The sequence below is a fragment of the Streptosporangium vulgare genome, assembly GCF_042428775.1.
GTDB classification, from domain to species: domain Bacteria; phylum Actinomycetota; class Actinomycetes; order Streptosporangiales; family Streptosporangiaceae; genus Streptosporangium; species Streptosporangium vulgare.
Genome location: NZ_JBHMBS010000035.1, coordinates 1 through 17,476, shown reverse-complemented (window position 1 = coordinate 17,476; position 17,476 = coordinate 1). Strand labels below are relative to the sequence as shown.

Sequence of the window (17,476 nt, the reverse complement as noted above, 5' to 3'; positions counted from 1 at the left end):
CCCGGGTGGAGCGTCGGGCCCGGCGAGGCGCGTCCCGCCCTCCCCCTCCGACCTCCGACCGCCGACCCCGTAAACTCCGTGAACCCATCGGAACGGAATGAAGCCATGCACGTCCCCCAGGACCCCCGGCCCGCGGCGGAGCCCTCCCAGCCTCCCGGCCCGCCGCCCCACCGGTTCGGCGATCCCGGTTCCCCCTACGCGTCCGGCGTGCCCATGGAACACTTCCCGCCCCCGCCCCGGCACGACCCCTGGCTGGTGCCGGCACCGCCCGGCAGCCGCTACGACCGGCTGGCGCGCACCCGCCTGCACGCCTGGTGGCGGCCGCTGCTGGGCACGGTCGTGGGTCTCGCGGGCCTCATGCTGGCCGGGCTCGCCGTCATCCTCGGCGGTGCGACGCTCGGCCTGCTCGTGGGCGTCGAGATAGGCGGGACCAACGGGCAGATCTTCACCGATCCGGTGTTCGACCTGGGCATCAACCTGCTCGCGATCGCGGCCGTCCTGCCGATCGTGTACGGCGTGGTGGCGTGGATCCAGCGGCGCCCGCCCGGCACCCTCTCCTCGGTCACGGGCCGCCTGCGGTGGGGGTGGATGGCGCGGTGCGCGGCGGTGGCGATCGGCGCCGTGGTGCTGGGCCAGGGCGCGGTCGCCGTCGCCTACGTCGCCACCGGGGAGGACCTCGGCGACCTGTTCGGCTGGGTCGGCTGGGAGCGTTTCCTGCCCGCCCTGGCCGTCACCCTGCTCCTGGTGCCCTTCCAGGCCGCCGCCGAGGAGTACGTCTTCCGGGGGTGGCTGATCCAGGCGTTCGGCGGCTTCCTCTCCAACCCGTGGCCGGGCATCCTGCTGAGCGCCGCCGGTTTCACCGCCGTGCACGCCTACATCGACTGGGGCATCGTCGACGTTTTCGCCTTCGGGGCGCTGATGGGCTGGCTCGCGGTGCGTACCGGCGGCCTGGAGGCCGCCATCGCCCTGCACGTGGCCAACAACGTGCTCGCGTTCGGGGTGAGCGGAGCCGACGGGAGCCTGTCGGAGGCGCTGAAGCAGGGGTCGGTCCCCTGGCAGAGCCTGGCGGGAACGGTCGTGCAGCTCGGCCTCTACGCGATCGTGGTGGTGGTCATGGCCAGGAGGCGAAGGATCGAGACCGTCTCCCGCTGAGACCACGGCGACCGCGGCGACCGCGGCGGCCACGGCTCGGATCGCCCGGACGGCTCAGGACCGCCGCGCGGATCCCCACCGCGGCCCGGCGGTCGCCGTCCGGAACCACCTCACGGCCGAGCGATGGCCGCCACCGGCCCGGGACCTCGGCCCAGAGCAGCACGGCACCGCCTTCCGTGTCCCTTGACAGCTTATATGCCAATCTGGCTATATTTCTGAGGTGGCAACCACATTCGAAGTACTGGCCGAGCCCCGGCGCCGGGAGATCCTCGACCTGCTCCGCACCGGCGAGCGTCCCGTGGGCGACCTGGTGGAGCGGCTCGCGCTGACCCAGCCGACGGTGTCGAAACACCTGAGGATCCTGCGCGAGGCGGGCCTGGTCGAGGTCAGGCACGACGCGCAGCGCCGGTGGTACCGGCTGCGGCCGGAGCCGCTCGCCGAGATCGCCGCCTGGCTCGACCCCTACCGGAGCATGTGGGAGACCAGCCTGGACGCGCTCGAACGCCACCTCGACACCATGCCGGAAGAGACCTGACGGGACATCCGGCAGGACGCGAGAAAGGACGACACAGTGGAAGACGACACAGCGGAAGGACGACGGGCGACCCTGCGGACCGTCGGCGACCGGCCGGTGCTGCGCTTCGAGCGGCGACTGGCCCACTCCCCCGAGAAGGTCTGGAGGGCCGTCACCGACCCGGCCGAGATGGTCCGCTGGTTCCCGGCGGCGGTCGAGACCGAGCAGGTCGTCGGCGCCGAGATGCGCTTCACCTTCGAGGGCGGGAACGCCCCCACCCACGGCCGGATCCTGGAACTCGACCCCCCGAAGGTGTACGCCTTCCGCTGGAACCAGGACGTGCTGCGCTTCGAGCTGCTCCCCGACGGGCCGGGGTGCCGGCTCGTCTTCACTCACACGCTGGGAGGCGGGTGGGCCGGCAGGCTCACCGCGGGGCGCACCGCGGCGGGCTGGGACGTCTGCCTGACCGCGCTGCTGGCCGGGCTGGACGGCGAGCCCACCGAGCCGCCTTCGGGCTGGGCCGACCGCGTCGGCGCCTACGTCGAGGTCTTCGGGCTGGCCGAGGGCGAGACGCGTCGGAGCGGCGACGGCCACCTCGTGAGGTTCGCCCGCGACCTGATGTGGAGGCCCGTCGAGGAGGTGTGGGACATCCTCGCCGAGCGGGACGCCCCCCGGCCGGGCGCGAAGCCTCCGGTGTGGTTCACGAACCCGTACGTGCCCGCGGGCCCGGTGACGGAGGCCGTGGCTCCGCGCGTCCTGGAGTACGAGTGGCTTCATGACGGCGAGCCCGCGGGACGGGTGCGCTGGGAACTCACGCACGACCCCGCGCTGGGCACCCGGGTCGTGCTGACGCAGACCGTTCCCGCGCGACTGGCCGATCTCCGCGCGACGGCACTCGCCGCCTGGCAGGCGCACCTGGAGGCGCTCTTCGCGGCCGTCCAGGGCGAGCTCCGGCGACAGCCCGAGGACCGCGTCGAGGAACTACGGAAACTGTACGAGCATCGCCTGGGATGACATCCCGGGTACGGGCTTTCCCGCTCTCATCATGTCGTTATATTGCATAGCAATGCTATGGTTTTATAAGACAACGAAGGCGAAGGAGCAGCGATGATCGTCGTTCGGTGGATATGATCGCTTCTCGGTAGATATGGGCCGGACGGTGGGCAGGCAACCGGCCAACGAGCCACATCGGCGACGGCGGAGGGAGTCGGCCCCGGTGGGAAACCTCGATCTGAACCGTGAGGCGCTGGCCAAGCTGCGCGTCGCGGTGAACTCCCAGGGAAGAAGGCTCGCCACCGTCGGCGACGACTTCCCGGCCGGGAGCGGCGCGAGCTCGTCGCTCTTCGGGACCCTGGACGGCGCCCAGGAGCTGGCCGCGGCGATCGGCCGGGTGGAAGGACACGCGGACAGCGAGCTCGGCACGGTGAAGAGCCGCCTGGACGGCGTCGAGCGCGCCCTCGACACGATCGAGGACAACGTGACCACGGCCGAGCGGGGCACCACGAGCCACCTTCCCGCCGTATGACCGACATGGACGCCGTGGCGGCGCTGCCCGGAGGTCAGGCCCTGGTCGCGCTGGTGAGGAAGGCGGACGGGGATCCCACCGCGATCCGGGCCGTCGCCACCCGGTGGCGCAAGGCGGTCAGCTCGTCCACCGAGCCGTTCACGCTCCTGAACAACGCGGTCAACCAGGTGGACATCGCCTGGAAGGGCGCCTCCGCCGACGCCTTCGTGGCGTACATGCGGCGATACGGCAGGGCGGGCACCTCCCTGCGAGACGCGCTGAGCGACTGCGCGGGCTCCCTGGACACCGCCGCCGGCGCCGTCGAGACGGCGAGGTCGAACGCCGAGCGCGTCTGCGGTGACCTGCTGGCCTGGGCCGCGGAGTACCGGCGTCGCAACCCGCACGCCACCGAGGAGCAGCTCAGGCCGGTCATCGGCCGGCAGGTCGAGATGGCGGTGTCCCGCGTGCAGGGGCACGTCGACACGGCCGAGACCGCGCTGTCCACCGCCCGGCGCGAGATCGACAAGCATCTCGGCGACACCACGCTCTTCTCCGCCATCCCGGCCGCGGGCGACCAGGACTTCGTCCCCGGCCCCGGGCACACCACCCGGTGGGTGCCGGTGCCCGAGGAGGAGCTCCGCACCGCGCTCGCCGGTACGGGACCCGGGTCGCGGGGCGGCGACGGCAACGGCGGAGGTGGCGGCGGCGGTGAATCGTCGTCCGGGAACCAGGGCGGCGGTTCGGGCGGCGCTTCGGGCGGTGGCGGTGGCGGAGGTCAGGCGATCCCGTACACGGTCACCGGCGACGGCACCGGAGCCGACATCGTGGCCGCCGCGAGGAGCCACATCGGCAAGCCCTACGTCTGGGGCGCCGACGGGCCCAACGCGTTCGACTGCAGCGGCCTGGTGCACGTCTCGCTGAACGAGGCGGGAATCAAGATCGGTGACAACACCGCCGCCGGATACCAGGCGAGCGGCCGGCCCATCACCGGTCCGCCGCAGCCGGGCGACATCGTCTTCTTCGGCGACCCGGCGACCCACTGTGCCGTCTACATGGGCGACGGCAAGATGATCGCCGCCCCGAAGCCGGGCGACCACGTCAAGATCCAGACAGTGGCCGGCGCGTCACCCATCACCTACCGGCGCTTCACCTGAGCGTCCGTGCGCGGCTCCCACGGCTGAGCGCCCGTGCGAGGCTCGCACGACGCTGACCTGCGGGCCCTCACGGTGGCGGTGACGGCCGACGGTTCCCCGGCCGCCGCGTCCCTCGGCCGTCCGCGCACCGGGTATGGACGGAAGGGAAATGTCGGCGGGCTCTGGCAGGCTGACGGGCGACCGGCTCGATGCTCTCGCCCCCCGCGCGAAAGCCTGGAGACGGGTCACCGGCATGTGAACGCACCGAAGGAAGAGGCCATGCTCACCACCCGATATGTCCCTGGCTCCCCCAGCTGGATCGACCTGGGCACGCCCGACACCGAGGCCGCCGCCGCCTTCTACCGCCCCCTGTTCGGCTGGAGCTTCCAGTCGGCCGGCCCCCACGCGGGCGGCTACGGCTTCTTCCAGCTCGACGGCGAGACCGTCGCCGCCGTCGGGCCGCTCACCCAGGAGGGAGCGGTGTCGGCGTGGATGCCCTACTTCCAGACCTCCGACGCCGACGCCACGGCGAAGGCGGTCGAGCAGGCGGGCGGAACCGTGCGCGTCGCCCCGGACGACGTCTTCACCAAGGGCCGGATGGCCGGGTTCACCGACCCCGGCGGGGCGGAGTTCGCCGTCTGGCAGCCGGGCACGACCAAGGGCCTGGACCTCGTCACCGAGAACGGTTCCCTGGCCTGGTGCGAGGTGTACGTCCCCGACCCGGAGGCCGTCCGTCCCTTCTACCGGGCGGTCTTCGACTGGAACATCCAGGACATCTCATTCGGCGACATGCCCTACCTCCTGCTGTCGACCGCCGAGGGCGAGAATTCGGCCCTGGGAGGAGTCAAGCCGCTCGGGGCGGGCGACAGGCCGCACTGGTTGCCGTACTTCGAGGTGGCCGACTGTGACGCGTCCGTCGTGCGGGTGCGGGAGCTCGGCGGCGACCTCGTCGCGCCCGCCGCCGACATCGAGGGCGTCGGCCGTTTCGCCGTGGTCTCCGACCCCCACGGCGCGCGCTTCGCCGTCATCACCAGCGTCGGCTGACCCGCGCGGGGCGCCCCGCCGGACTCGCCGCCCTGACGAGGCACTCCTCCTCGGACGCGGGCACCCGCGTAGGACGACGATGGTTACTGCCGGCGCCGGTCCGGCGCCGGCAGTAACCATCGTCGTGCGCGCACTCCACGATCTCTCACCCGATCCGGCGGCCCCAAGACCCCCGCCCCCCGGAGGACAGGGCCCGCCGGAAGACGGACGAGGACGTCCGGCCTCGGGGCCGGGTCAGCCCTGCCGGGCGAGGCCCTTCTCGACCGCTTCGATGATCCTCGGCCGCAGCTCGGCGCAGCTGATGATCATGTCCACCGAACCGACGTCGACCGCCCGCTGGATGCTGTGCACGCGGTCGAACTCGGTGGCGACCTCGGTGAGCTTCTCGGCCCGCACCGACGACCGCAGATCGGCGAGCTCGGTGGCGAGCGCGGCCCGCGTGGCGGCCGGTGCCTCCGCGACCCGGGCGGCGAGCGCGAGCACGCGGGGGTCGTTGCCGGTCCGCTTGTCGACGTCACGGGCGAAGACCACCGCGGCGGCCGGAGCGCCGCCGAGCACCGAGGCGAACGAGCCCTCGACCGCGAGCACGGTCATGTTCGGGTTGAGCGCCTTGGAGAACACCACGAACGCGCCGCCGTGGTACCGCGAGATCACGCAGAACACGATGGGACCCTTGAAGTTCACCACCGCGCGGCCGATCTCCGCGCCGTACTCCAGCTGCAGCTTGCGCATCGACTCCGGCGACCCGTCGAACCCCGACAGGTTGGCCAGCACGACCAGCGGGCGGTTCCCGCTGGCGGCGTTGATGGCGCGGGCGGCCTTCTTGGACGAGCGCGGGAACAGGGTGCCCGCGGTGTAGGTGTCCGGGCCGTCGGTGGGCGGGAACCCGCGACGCGGCACGGACCGGGACTCGATGCCCAGCAGGCACACCGGCCGGCCACCGAGGTGGACGTCCTGGACCGCGGCGGTGTCGGCGTCGGCCATGCCCGCCCACCTCTCCAGCACCGGGTGGTCCTGGTCGGACAGCGCGCGCATGACGGTGCGGATGTCGAACGGCTTCTTGCGGTCCGGGTTGGACTCGACGGAGAAGATCTGGCCCACCGTCGTGAAGTCGCTGTCGGGCGCGGAGTGCGGGAACGTCGACACGTCGCGGTCCACCGGGTCACCGGTGACCGTCTTGCGCGGCCGGCTCTCCCCCGGCGCGACGTAGCTGTGGTCGTAGTGCGACATCAGGACCTCCCGCGCGCCGCGGATGTCCGGCGCCCAGTACTGTGCCTGACCGTTCGGGCCCATGATCCGGTCGTACCCGCCGATGCCGTGGTTGTCCTCGGCCGACACGCCCCCGGAGAAGTCGAGCGACTGCTTGCCCGTCAGGACCATCGCGGAGTCCGGGGTCATCACCAGGATGCCCTTGGTGTGCATGAGCATCGTGGCCTCGGCGTTCCAGTACGGCTGGGCGCCGACGTTGATGCCCGCGACCACGATGTTGATCTCGCCGCCGTCCTGGGTGAAGTTCACGATCCGCTTCAGCGCGGCCGCCACCCAGTCCATGTTCTCGGTGCCGGACGACATCGAGATCCGGGCGCCCGCCGAGAGCGCGAACCACTCCAGCGGCACCCGCATCCGCTCGGCCAGGTCGAGCGCGGCGATCACCCGCGCGCACTCGGGCTCGGACAGCGCGCCGAGCGCCTTCGTCGGGTCGCCCAGCAGCACGACGCGGGTCATGCCCTCGGGGTGGCGCGACGTGGGCGTGCTGACGACGCCCGCGACGAGCGCGGCGGTGTTGCGCCCCTTGGGCCGGTTCACCGGCACCAGCGTCGACTGCTCGTCCAGGTCGTACTCGGTGAACGAGCCGAACGGCCCGGCGAGCATGGCGGTCAGCTCGTACGGGTGGTGCGTGCCGCGGCTGTGCGCGCGCAGCACCTCCTGGCGGTAGTCGTCCAGCGGCTCGATGGGCTCGGTCGGCGGCGGCACGACGGACACTTGCACGCCCGAGCCCACGTCGTAGCCGATCCGGACGGCGATGTCGACGAGCTCGCCGGTGGCGCCGTCGCGGCGCCTGCCGAGGAAGAGCACCTCCTCCAGGCCCGCGCCCGCCGTCGTCGGCAGCACGCGCTTCGCCACGGTGTTCAGGTCGTCGGGCGAGAGGTCGTTCGGCGGCCACACGTAGATGACGATCCGGTTCGTGGCGGACGTCTTCGCGCCGGGCTTCCTGGCCCGGCGGATCGCGTCGAGGCACGTGGCCAGGATGTTCTCGGCCGCGGGCAGCGCGACGAGCCTGCCCTCGTCGTCGCGCAGCGGGGTGAGGTCGCGGACCTGCCCCAGGGCGACGAGGCGCTCGTCGGACGGGTTCTGCCGCGCGGTGGCCCGGAAGAGGTAGACCTCCTCGTCGGGCGCGGGCAGCCGGGTGAGGTCGAAGTCGCGCAGCCGTTCCAGCTGCATGCGCTCGGCGATGCGCGGGTGCAGGCCGCGCAGCAGCCGTTCCTCCGCGAAGCCGTCGGCGGACGGCCGGAAGGTGAAGTGGTGGTGCATCACGGCGCCGCTGTTGCCCGCGACGGTCGTGACGATGCGGCCGACCTGGTTCGGCGGCTGCTGCGCGACCATGACCTCGCGCAGGAGCGCGGCCATCTCGTCGGGGTCGCTCGGACCGTCCGACCAGGTCAGGTAGATGTCCGCCATCAGCTCACCGTCACCGGCGAACTCGCCGACCGCCTTGACCGCCTCGGCCAGCGCCGGGAAGTCGACCGCGGTGGCCACGACGCGGCCGTTGCCGGTCGCGGTGCGGTGGTCGGCGACGACGAACGTGCAGCCCGCCACCTTGCTCACCCGGATGTCGCTGAGCGCGCGGTTGCCGTAGTAGCGGCGGCTCAGCACCTCCAGCAGCGGCACGGGGTCCGCGCCCTCGCGGCCGATCCGCTGGCCGACCAGCCGGACGAGCGGCTCGGCGCTGGCGACCATGGCGGAGATCCGCTCGGCGCGGTCGGGCGCGTCCGGGTGCCGGTCGAGGTGGCGCAGGTGCTTGCGGACGTTCGTGTAGACCCTGGCGCGGGTGCGGCGCAGCAGCGGCTGGGCGAACCAGGCGAACACCACGCCGCGCGCCAGGTCCGCGACGGCCGGGAACCGGACCTGGGTCGCGGCGACCAGGTGCTCCAGCGCCAGGCCGACGGTGACGCGGTCCGCCTGGGCGGGTGGGGACTCCTTCACCCACTCGCGCAGCAGGGTCGTCACCACGGCGACGTCGGTGGACGCGCGCCGCTGGGCCAGGAAGATCCGGAAGACCGCGTCCTCCAGCTCCGGCGTGCGCTCCAGGCCCTCGACGCCGTAGCGGGACAGCACGTGCGTGAGCCGCTGCCGGAAGCTCTCCGAGAGACCGGCCCGGTCGGGGTCCAGGTACTGCAGGTAGGTGTGGAAGTGTTCGCGGGGGCTGTGCACCGAGGAGTCGGACTTCGACTCCTCCCCGGCGGGCCGGTTGCGGCTCAGCTCGCTCAGGTCGGCGAACATGCGCAGCAGCTCGACCTCGCCGGCCGGCTCGTGCTCGCCCTTCTCGGCGAGCTCGGCGCGCGCGGCCAGGTAGCCGTCGAGCAGGCGCTTCTCGTCGCGCGAGTCGACGTCGAAGCCCAGCAGGAGGCTGCGCAGGTCCTGCAGGCCGCGCGCGGCCCGCTCGGCCGCGGGCACGCCCACCGGCTCGGCGGGAAGGTCCAGCTCGACCTCACGCACCTCGGCCACGGGACCGGCCGCCTCGTCGCCGTCTCCCAGCGGCTCCAGGCGCAGCAGGCGGGCACCCGCCTCCACCTGGCTGCCGACCGACACCGCGAGCTCCCGCACGCGGCCGCGGAACGGCGCGCGCAGCACGGTCTCCATCTTCATGCTCTCGACCACGAGCAGCGGGGCGCCGGCCTCGACCTCGTCGCCCGCCTGCAGCGGCGTGGCCACCACGAGCGCGGGCACCGGCGAGCGTACGATGCCGCCCTCGTCGCGGCTGATCCGGTGCGTGACGCCGTCGACCTCGACCAGGTGGATCGGGCCGTGGGTGCTCGTGACGATCTTGAAGCGGACGCCGTTCACGGTGATCTGGCCGCTGTGCTCGTCGAAGCGCTCGAGGTCGACGTCGGCCGCGTGCTGGGGGCCGCCCGCCGAGACGCCGACGCGGAACCGGTGGCCGCCGGTACGGGCGACCTGGACGCGGTAGCCGACGTCGCGGAGCTTGAGCTCCAACGCGCGCCCGCTCTCGTGATGCGCCTGCGGGCGGCCGCCGTGCGCGGTGGTGAGGAAGCGCTGCCGCGTCACGGCCTCCTCGTCCTCGTAGGCCTCGATGGCGGCGGCGATCAGCGCGATCGCGGAGTGGCGGTGCGAGACGAGGGCGCCCTGGGCGCGCACGCGGTCGATCCAGCCGGTGTCGGCGGACCCGTCGATCACCGCGGGCTCGTCGAGCAGCGTGCGGACGAAGCTCTTGTTCGTCACGCCGCCCTCGATGATGACGGTCGTCTGCGTCATCGCGCGGCGCAGCCGGGCGAGCGCCTCCGTACGGTCGCGGCCGTGCGCGATGATCTTGGCGATCATCGAGTCGAAGTCGGCGGGGATGGTGTCGCCCTCGCTGAACCCGGTGTCCACCCGGATGCCGGGGCCGCTGGGCAGCGCCAGCCGCGCGATCCGGCCGGGCGAGGGGGCGAAGTCGCGGTCGGGGTCCTCGGCGTTGAGGCGCGCCTCGACGGCGTGCCCCCACTCCGCCGGGGCGTCACCCTCCAGCCTGCCGCCCGCCGCGACGTGCAGCTGGGCCTTCACCAGGTCGACGCCCGTGGTGATCTCGGTGATCGGGTGCTCGACCTGCAGGCGCGTGTTGACCTCGAGGAACGCGAACAGCCGCTCGCCGGGGTGGTAGAGGAACTCGATGGTGCCCGCGCCCTTGTAGTCGACCGCGAGCACGAGCCGCTCGGCCGCAGCCTTCAGCTCGGCGACCTGCCCGGCGTCGAGGACCGGGGAGGCCGACTCCTCGATGATCTTCTGGTTGCGCCGCTGCACGGAGCAGTCGCGCACGCCCAGCGCCCACGCGGTGCCCTGCCCGTCGGCGATGACCTGCACCTCGACGTGCCGGGCGCCCGTCACCAGGCGCTCCAGGAACACGACGCCGCTGCCGAACGCGCGCGCGGCCTCCTGGCGCGTCAGCTCGTAGGCCTGGGACAGCTCGTCGGCGTCGGCGACCATCCGGATACCGCGGCCGCCGCCTCCCGCGGTCGCCTTCAGCATCAGCGGGTAACCGATCCGGTCGGCCGCCGCCTTCGCCTCCTCCAGCGTCTCCACCGGGCCGCGGCTCCACGGCGCGACGGGCACGCCGACCTCTTCGGCGATCAGCTTGGAGCCGATCTTGTCGCCCAGCCTGCGCATCGCCTCGGCGCCCGGGCCGACGAACGTCACGCCGATCTCGGCGCACAGCTCGGCGAACGCCGGGTCCTCGGCCACGAAGCCCCAGCCCACCCAGGCCGCGTCCGCGCCGGTCTCGATCAGGGCCTTCCTGAGGACCGCGTGGTCCAGATACGGCCGGTTCGCGGCGAGTCCCAGGTCGTAGGCGATGTCGGCCTCGCGGACGAACGTGGCCGTCCGGTCGGAGTCGGTGTACAGGGCGACGGTCTCGATCTGTGTGCCCGTCTCCGCTGCTAGGTCCTGAACGGCGTGGATGAGCCGCATGGCGGCTTCACCACGGTTGACGATGGCGACACGACTGAACACTGAGCGGGCCTTTCGAAGACGGTGAACACGGCGGTCGTCCCCGCCATAGCCGGGGTACATACTCTCTACTGCCTCCGGATACCGGAATGGTGGGGACTAAGCGTGTTTCGCGGCCGAAGTTGTGCGGCTCGTACAAACGCACCCGACGGAGTGGTGTGACATGTGGCGGTGTGAGGCGCGACTGATGTGATCTTGGTCGCGGCGGCTCGTGGACACCTCGTCGACTCCTCACGGGCTCCTCGTGGACTCCTCGCGGACTCGAAGGCCCGTTCGGACCGGTCAGGGGCGAGGGTAGTCCGTTTGCCCGGCGGCGACAAAGGGGCAGCGCACCGCCGTCCCCGGGACCTCGCCACGGCGCGTGATCGCCGCCGGTCACCGCGCGGCGCGGCATCGCCGTGGATCACCGCCCGGCGCGGCACCTCCATCGGTCATCACACGGCGCGTGATCGTCCGTGGCGCGCGGTCGCCACCGGTCGTCTCGCCCCTTGGTGGCGCACCGGTCACCTCGCGGCTCGGCGCGGCTTCGAGGGCAGGGGGCGGCCACCCCGGGTCATGACGGCTCCTCCTCGGGGGCGTAGAACGCGGTGGTGGCGGCGACGGTGGCGGCGACCTGGCCGGGCGAGCCGCCCGCGGCCTCGTAGGCCCGGCCCCACGCCTGGCTGCTGGCCGTGATGAAGCGCCGGCCCTCGTCGGTCTGGTGGAAGGTGTGCTCCTCGACCTTGGGCGCGCCGGACAGGTGCAGGCCGAGGCCCAGGACGGCGAGGTCCCAGCCCACCCCGACGGCGCCGGGACCGTAGCCGGACCACATCTCCGGCGGCACGTCGGCGGTGTGGCGCAGCTCGAACAGGGTGCCGCCGTCCTCGCTCGACAGGCGCAACTCCACCTCGGAGAAGCCGGGGTCCTCGCCGTACAGCCAGCTGATCCTCAGCAGGCGGGGTGGCTCGCAGCGCAGGATCTCACCGCCCGCGTTGCCCTCGATCTGGTACGTGCCCCCCGGCCGCAGGTCCCCGGTGACGGGCGGGAACCAGCGGCTCAGCCGCTCGGGGTTCGTGCAGGCGTCCCACACGTCCTCGGAGTCCGCGTCGTAGCGCCGTCGCAGCGTCACGACCTTGCGCTCGCCGTCGAGCAACTCGCGGTGCGCCTGGTTGATCTCGTCAACGATGTCCATCAGGTGTCCTCCGTGTCGTCTGTCATGCGGCGCTCGCGGCCGGGACGTCCGGGCCGCCTACTCGCCGGTGAGACCGTCGATCCGCTCACGCAGCAGGTCGGCGTGGCCGTTGTGCCGGGCGTACTCCTCGATCATGTGGACGAGGATCCAGCGGTGGGAGCAGTCCTGCCCGTGGCGCTGCCGCTTCGCGATGGCGTCCAGTGGCACCTCGGCCGAGAGCTTGCGGGCGATCTCGATCTCGGCCTGCCAGGTGGCGAAAGCCTCCTGGGCGGAGGCGGTGTCGACGTCGTTGAAATCCGCGTCGGGATCGTCGGTCTTGTACAGGAGGGGGACGTCCTCGTCGTTCAGCACGCGGCGGAACCAGGAGCGCTCCACGTGCGCCATGTGGCGGACCAGGCCGAGGAGCGACAGGGTCGACGGCGGCACCGAGCGCTCCCGGAGCTGCTCCACCGAGAGCCCCGCGCACTTGACGGCCAGGGTCTCGCGGTGCCAGTCGAGCCAGTTGTTCAGCATGGTGCGCTCGTCGCCGACGAAGGGCGGAGGAATGCGGTTGTCGGTCACGGCTCACGATTCTCCCACCGCGAAGTACCGTCTGGTCATGGCCGATGATCCGCTGGAGTCGCTGCGCAGGCTCTGCCTCGCGCTTCCCGAGACCACCGAACGGCTCAGTCACGGCGAGCCGGCCTGGTTCGTCCAGGGCAGGAGGACGTTCGTGTCGTACGCCGACCACCACCACGACGACCGGCTCGCCTTCTGGTGCGCCGCCCCGCCCGGCGTCCAGGAGTCCCTGCTCGCCGAGGCTCCCGAGCGCTTCTTCCGCCCGCCGTACGTCGGCCACCGCGGCTGGCTCGGCGTGTACCTCGACGTCCCCCAGGACTGGGCCGAGATCGCCGAGATCGTCACCGACGCCTACCGGACCGTCGCGCCCAAGCGCCTCGCCGCCCTCCTGGAGTGAGTCCCGAAGCGGGTCTGGACTTCACGATGTGGCGGTGGTCAAGCTACCCCCATGAGAATCCTGCTGGTCGGAGCGACCGGAACCCTCGGCCGGAGCGTCCGTGACGTCCTCGGGGAACGCGGCCATGAGATCGTCACCGCCTCCCGTGGCGGTTCGGACGTCTCGGTCGACATCACCGACACCGAGTCGATCCGCGCGATGTACGGGAAGGTGGGCGAGGTGGACGCCGTCGCCTCGGCGGCGGGCGGCGTACCGTGGCTGCCGTTCGGCGAGCTCAGCCACCAGGACGTGCTGGACGGTGTCGTCGGCAAGGTGATCAGCCAGGTGGAGCTGGTCCGCCGGGGCACCGCCCACGTCACCGGGTCGTTCACCCTGATCACCGGCGTGCTGGCCCGCGACCCGGTGCGCACCGGCACCGTCGCGTCGCTCGCCAACGGCGCGGTCGAGGCCTTCGTCCGCGCCGCCGCGATCGAGCTGCCGCAGCGCGTCAACGCGGTGAGCCCGACCGTCTTCACCGAGTCCGTCGGCGCGTACGGCGACCTCTTCGCCGGATTCGAGCCCGTCCCGGTGCGCCGGGCCGCGAACGCCTACGTCCGCTCCATCGAGGGCCACCAGACCGGTCAGGTCTACGAGATCGGCTGACCCGGAGGCGGGTACCGGGAGGCGGGAGCCGAACGCGAAGGTCGTCGTCACCGGTCCCCCAGGCGGCCCGGACCGCGAGTCCCCAGGCGTGGCAGCCGCGGGTGGCGAACTCCTTCGCCTCGGGCGTGTCCTCCCGGTTTCCGAGTCGAACGTGGTAGCGCTCAGGAAGTCGATCACGTGTCTTCCTCGTTTCTCGTCGGGGGTGTCCGTCCACGGGCGGCGTCGCACCGGGTCGCCGAGCGCCCCGAAGACCTGCGCGGCAACGAAAATTTCACTTCTAACTTATATAAGTCAAGTTTTAATCATCGCGGCCGGTATCGCCCGCGCTCGGCGGCCAGTTGCGGAGCGCGACGTCGAGCGTGTCGAGCACCCGGCCCCAGGACTCGTCCGCGCCGCGTGGATGGTGGCGGAAGCCGCCCGCGCGCTCCAGGCTCACGAACCCGTGGAAGGTGCTGCCCAGCAGCCGGACCGCGTCGGTCTGGTCGGGCTCGACCAGCGAGTAGCCACGCAGGATGGCCCGCATCATGTCCGAGTGCCGGCGCGCCGCGCTCGCCCTCGCGGTCTCCGGGTCGAGCTCGACCTGCGCCGCCGCGTACCTGCCCGGATGCTCCCTCGCGTAGTCGCGGTAGACGTTGGCGAAGGCGACCAGCGCGTCCTTGCCCGCCCGTCCGGCCAGCGCCGCCGTGCCCCGGTCGGCGAGCTCGGCCAGCGCCAGCACGGCCACCCGGACCCGCAGCTCGTGCGCGTTCCTGATGTGGGAGTACAGGCTCGCGTCCTTCACCCCGAATCTGCGCGCGAGCTCCGAGACGGTCACGTTCTCCAGCCCCACCTCGTCGGCCAGCTCCGCCGCCGCCTCGGCCAGCCGTTCGACGGTCACTCCGGCGCGCGCCATGAACCATCCCCCTTTCCTAGGACATCTAGGAAAATACATAGTAGTTTGCTATCTGCGTATAGGGAAGCTAGCTTTTTGACTATGAGAGTGATTTCCGAGCACGAGATCCGCGCCTCCTTCGTCAACTGCACCAAGGGCGAGGTCAAGCGGCTCGCCGTGCCCAGGGACCTCGACGCCCGACCGTGGGAGGACCTCGACTTCCTGGGCTGGCGGGACCCCGCCTCCCCCGGCCGCGCCTACCTCGTCGCCGAGCACGGCGACCGGCTGGTCGGGGTGGCGCTGCGACGGGCCGCCCCGCACGCCGGGCACGCGCGGCGCACCATGTGCTCGCTCTGCCTGACCACTCACACCGGCGACGGGGTGTCGCTGATGACCGCCCGCCGGCCCGGCGGCGACGGCGACTCCGTGGGCGCCTACATCTGCGCCGACCTCGCCTGCTCCCTCTACCTGCGCGGCCGGAAGGACGCCGGGCCCGGCGGGCGGATGCCCGAGTCGCTCACGCTCGAAGAGAAGATCGACAGGACCGCGGACAACGTGACCCGGTTCCTCCGGAAGGTGACCAAGTGATCGACGTCCCCATCACCCCCGACCTCGTGCGCGGCGCGCTGGAGCTGGAACACACCGCCCACGGCCTGCTGCCGCACCGGCTGCCGGCCCGCGCCCGCGCCCAGTTCCCCGACGCCTACCTGGCCGCCGTGGAAGCCCAGCCGTCGGGGGTACGGCTGGCCTTCCGCACCCGGGCCACCGCCGTCGAGCTGGACGTGCTGCCGGTCAAGGTCGTCCACCCCGGCCTGCCCGAGCCGGAGGACGGCCTCTACGACCTGCTCGTCGACGGCCGTCTGGCCGGCCGGGGCACCGCGACCGTCACCGGCTCGCCCGTCCGCGAGAGGACGTCCGGATTCAGCGGGCTGCCCACCCCCGAGAGGACGGCCCGGTTCGCCGGCCTGCCCGGCCGCGAGAAGGACGTGGAGATCTGGCTGCCGCTGCGCGAGATCACCGAGCTGGTCGCGCTGCGCGCCGACGCCCCGCTCACGCCCACCTCCGGCGCGGGCCGCCGGGTGTGGCTGCACCACGGCAGCTCCATCAGCCACGGCTCGGCCGCCGAGAGCCCCAGCACCACCTGGCCGGCACTCGCCGCCACCCGGGCCGGGGTGGAGCTGGTCAACCTGGGCCTGGGCGGAAACGCCCTGCTCGACCCGTTCACCGCCCGCGCCATGCGCGACACCCCCGCCGACCTGATCAGCGTCAAGATCGGTATCAACCTGGTCAATCACGACCTGATGCGCCTGCGCGCCTTCGGCCCGGCGGTGCACGGGTTCCTCGACACCATCCGCGAAGGTCACCCCGGCGCGCCCCTGCTGGTCGTCTCGCCGATCCTGTGCCCCTTCCTGGAGGACACCCCCGGCCCCATCGCGGCGCACTTCGACGGCGGGCGGCTGACGTTCCGCTCCGTGGCCACCTCACCGGACACCGTGGACGGACGCCTCACGCTCACCGTCATCCGCGACGAGCTGGCCCGTCTCGTCGCGAACCGCGACGACCCGAACCTGCACTACCTGGACGGCCGCGCCCTGTACGGCGAGGCCGACCACGCCGAGCTGCCGCTGCCCGACGAGCTCCACCCGGACGCCGCCGGTCACCGCAGGATCGGCGAGCGCTTCGCCGCCGAGGCGTTCGGGAGCCACGGCCCGTTCACCGCCGACGGGTCCCGATAGCCCGGCGAGCCCGTCCGGCAGGGGGAACGCGATCGACCCGGCGGCCGGCGGGTCAGCGGCCGGGCGCGCCGTCGGGCGGCGCGGCGGGCAGGACGCAGGACAGGGCGCGGCGCAGCGTGGCGGCGAAGGACTCGGTGTTGCCGGGCTCCAGCCAGTGCCGCCCCGCCACGCGGATGGCACCGGCGACCGCGGCCGCCGTGACGGCGGGGAACAGGTCGCGTCCGGGGTCGGTGCCGGTGCGCGTCGCGATCGCCTCGGCGAGCGGCCCCTCCGCCATGGTGAACGCCCTCAGCGCCTCGCCCTCCAGCTCGGGCGTCGACATGATCATGCGTAGGCCGGCCTTGTCGGGCTCGGGGTCGGTGTAGAGCTCGACCACGGCCGCGGTGACGGCCTCGCCGAGCGGCTCGTCGGCGGGCCGCGAGCGCAGCGCCTGCCCCACGCGCCTGGACTGGTCGGCCTGGAAGGCGCAGATCGCCTCGGCCCTGCTGGAGAAGTAGTTGTTGTAGGTGCGGGGGGAGACTCCCGCCGCCGTGGCGATGTCGTTGACGCGGACCAGGGCCAGCCCGTTGGGCCCCTGCTCGATGGCGAGGCGCAGCGCGGCATGGCCGATCGCCTCCCGGGTGGCCTGGCTGTTACGTGCCCGGAGGTCCATCGCGTCGTCGTTCATACGGCGATCCTATCGAGATTGCGTAACACGCACTATATGCGTGACACGCAAGTTGCGGGTAGAGTGCGGTGGAGCGCCTGGCACTCACGCCTGGAGAGTGCCAACCACGAGGCGTGTGCCGGGACGGCGAGGTCCGGGGGCGGGTCGGCCGCCCGCCGGTGGGCCGTCCGTCGCGGGCGCCGTCCCGGACAACCCCGTCGAGAACCGTCAAGAACCACCGAGAGCCATCGAGAGCAGGAGCAGGAATGACGTCGAAGATGATCGCGTTCAACGAGGACGCCCGGCGCGGTCTCGAGCGTGGCATGAACCAGCTCGCGGACGCCGTCAAGGTGACCCTCGGCCCCAAGGGCCGTAACGTCGTGCTGG

Annotated in this window: 15 protein-coding genes; 10 read left to right on the top strand and 5 right to left on the bottom strand. The window is 72.4% G+C overall.

Annotation, left to right across the window (positions count from 1 at the left end; all coding sequences use genetic code 11):
- Positions 1-105 precede the first annotated feature (105 nt).
- From ACFFRH_RS39235 to ACFFRH_RS39210, 6 genes are all read left to right on the top strand, one after another.
- Positions 106-1,152, top strand: a complete 1,047-nt coding sequence (locus tag ACFFRH_RS39235; RefSeq protein WP_344749349.1) for a CPBP family intramembrane glutamic endopeptidase — start codon at positions 106-108, stop codon at positions 1,150-1,152.
- A gap of 220 nt (positions 1,153-1,372) precedes the next feature.
- Complete coding sequence (locus tag ACFFRH_RS39230; RefSeq protein WP_344749348.1) at positions 1,373-1,687, top strand: ArsR/SmtB family transcription factor; 315 nt, start codon at positions 1,373-1,375, stop codon at positions 1,685-1,687.
- A 36-nt stretch (positions 1,688-1,723) separates the two neighbouring features.
- Positions 1,724-2,680 (top strand): SRPBCC family protein, encoded by a 957-nt coding sequence (locus tag ACFFRH_RS39225; RefSeq protein ID WP_344749347.1) that lies wholly within the window; start codon positions 1,724-1,726, stop codon positions 2,678-2,680.
- 202 nt (positions 2,681-2,882) lie between these two features.
- Entirely contained in the window at positions 2,883-3,191 is a 309-nt protein-coding gene (locus ACFFRH_RS39220; protein ID WP_344749346.1) for a hypothetical protein, read from the top strand.
- Positions 3,188-4,324, top strand: a complete 1,137-nt coding sequence (locus ACFFRH_RS39215) for a bifunctional WXG100 family type VII secretion target/C40 family peptidase (protein WP_344749345.1) — start codon at positions 3,188-3,190, stop codon at positions 4,322-4,324. The genes ACFFRH_RS39220 and ACFFRH_RS39215 overlap by 4 nt, the downstream gene beginning before the upstream one ends.
- Before the next feature lie 258 nt (positions 4,325-4,582).
- Positions 4,583-5,347 carry a VOC family protein gene (locus ACFFRH_RS39210; RefSeq protein ID WP_344749344.1) on the top strand — a complete coding sequence of 255 codons (765 nt, stop codon included), beginning with the start codon at positions 4,583-4,585 and terminating at the stop codon, positions 5,345-5,347.
- Positions 5,348-5,581: 234 nt separating this feature from the next.
- On the opposite strand, the gene ACFFRH_RS39205 is transcribed toward ACFFRH_RS39210, so the two are convergent.
- The 3 genes from ACFFRH_RS39205 to ACFFRH_RS39195 all read right to left on the bottom strand — a co-directional run bounded on the left by ACFFRH_RS39205 (position 5,582) and on the right by ACFFRH_RS39195 (position 12,800).
- Complete coding sequence (locus tag ACFFRH_RS39205; RefSeq protein ID WP_386162602.1) at positions 5,582-11,071, bottom strand: ATP-binding protein; 5,490 nt, start codon at positions 11,069-11,071, stop codon at positions 5,582-5,584.
- 550 nt (positions 11,072-11,621) lie between these two features.
- Positions 11,622-12,239, bottom strand: a complete 618-nt coding sequence (locus tag ACFFRH_RS39200) for an SRPBCC family protein (protein WP_344749343.1) — start codon at positions 12,237-12,239, stop codon at positions 11,622-11,624.
- A 57-nt stretch (positions 12,240-12,296) separates the two neighbouring features.
- Positions 12,297-12,800: a DinB family protein gene (locus tag ACFFRH_RS39195; protein ID WP_344749342.1), complete on the bottom strand. Its 504-nt coding sequence runs from the start codon at positions 12,798-12,800 to the stop codon at positions 12,297-12,299.
- 37 nt (positions 12,801-12,837) lie between these two features.
- Here ACFFRH_RS39195 and ACFFRH_RS39190 point away from each other — a divergent pair, with 37 nt between their 5' ends.
- Both ACFFRH_RS39190 and ACFFRH_RS39185 read left to right on the top strand, forming a co-directional pair.
- On the top strand, positions 12,838-13,194 hold the full coding sequence (locus ACFFRH_RS39190) for an MmcQ/YjbR family DNA-binding protein (protein ID WP_344749341.1): 357 nt from the start codon (positions 12,838-12,840) through the stop codon (positions 13,192-13,194).
- Positions 13,195-13,245: 51 nt separating this feature from the next.
- Positions 13,246-13,836, top strand: coding sequence for a short chain dehydrogenase (locus tag ACFFRH_RS39185; RefSeq protein WP_344749340.1), 591 nt, complete (start codon positions 13,246-13,248; stop codon positions 13,834-13,836).
- A 298-nt stretch (positions 13,837-14,134) separates the two neighbouring features.
- Here ACFFRH_RS39185 and ACFFRH_RS39180 read toward each other — a convergent pair whose 3' ends face one another.
- A complete protein-coding gene (locus tag ACFFRH_RS39180; protein WP_344749338.1) occupies positions 14,135-14,728 on the bottom strand; it encodes a TetR/AcrR family transcriptional regulator in 594 nt (197 codons plus the stop codon).
- A gap of 81 nt (positions 14,729-14,809) precedes the next feature.
- Between ACFFRH_RS39180 and ACFFRH_RS39175 the strand changes: the two genes are divergently transcribed.
- Together ACFFRH_RS39175 and ACFFRH_RS39170 are read left to right on the top strand one after the other, a co-directional pair.
- On the top strand, positions 14,810-15,295 hold the full coding sequence (locus ACFFRH_RS39175; protein ID WP_344749337.1) for an FBP domain-containing protein: 486 nt from the start codon (positions 14,810-14,812) through the stop codon (positions 15,293-15,295).
- Positions 15,292-16,443, top strand: coding sequence for a GDSL-type esterase/lipase family protein (locus tag ACFFRH_RS39170; protein WP_344749336.1), 1,152 nt, complete (start codon positions 15,292-15,294; stop codon positions 16,441-16,443). Before ACFFRH_RS39175 ends, ACFFRH_RS39170 begins: the two co-directional genes overlap by 4 nt.
- A 52-nt stretch (positions 16,444-16,495) precedes the next feature.
- Here ACFFRH_RS39170 and ACFFRH_RS39165 read toward each other — a convergent pair whose 3' ends face one another.
- Positions 16,496-17,110: a TetR/AcrR family transcriptional regulator gene (locus ACFFRH_RS39165; protein ID WP_344749335.1), complete on the bottom strand. Its 615-nt coding sequence runs from the start codon at positions 17,108-17,110 to the stop codon at positions 16,496-16,498.
- Between the last annotated feature and the right edge of the window lie 366 nt (positions 17,111-17,476).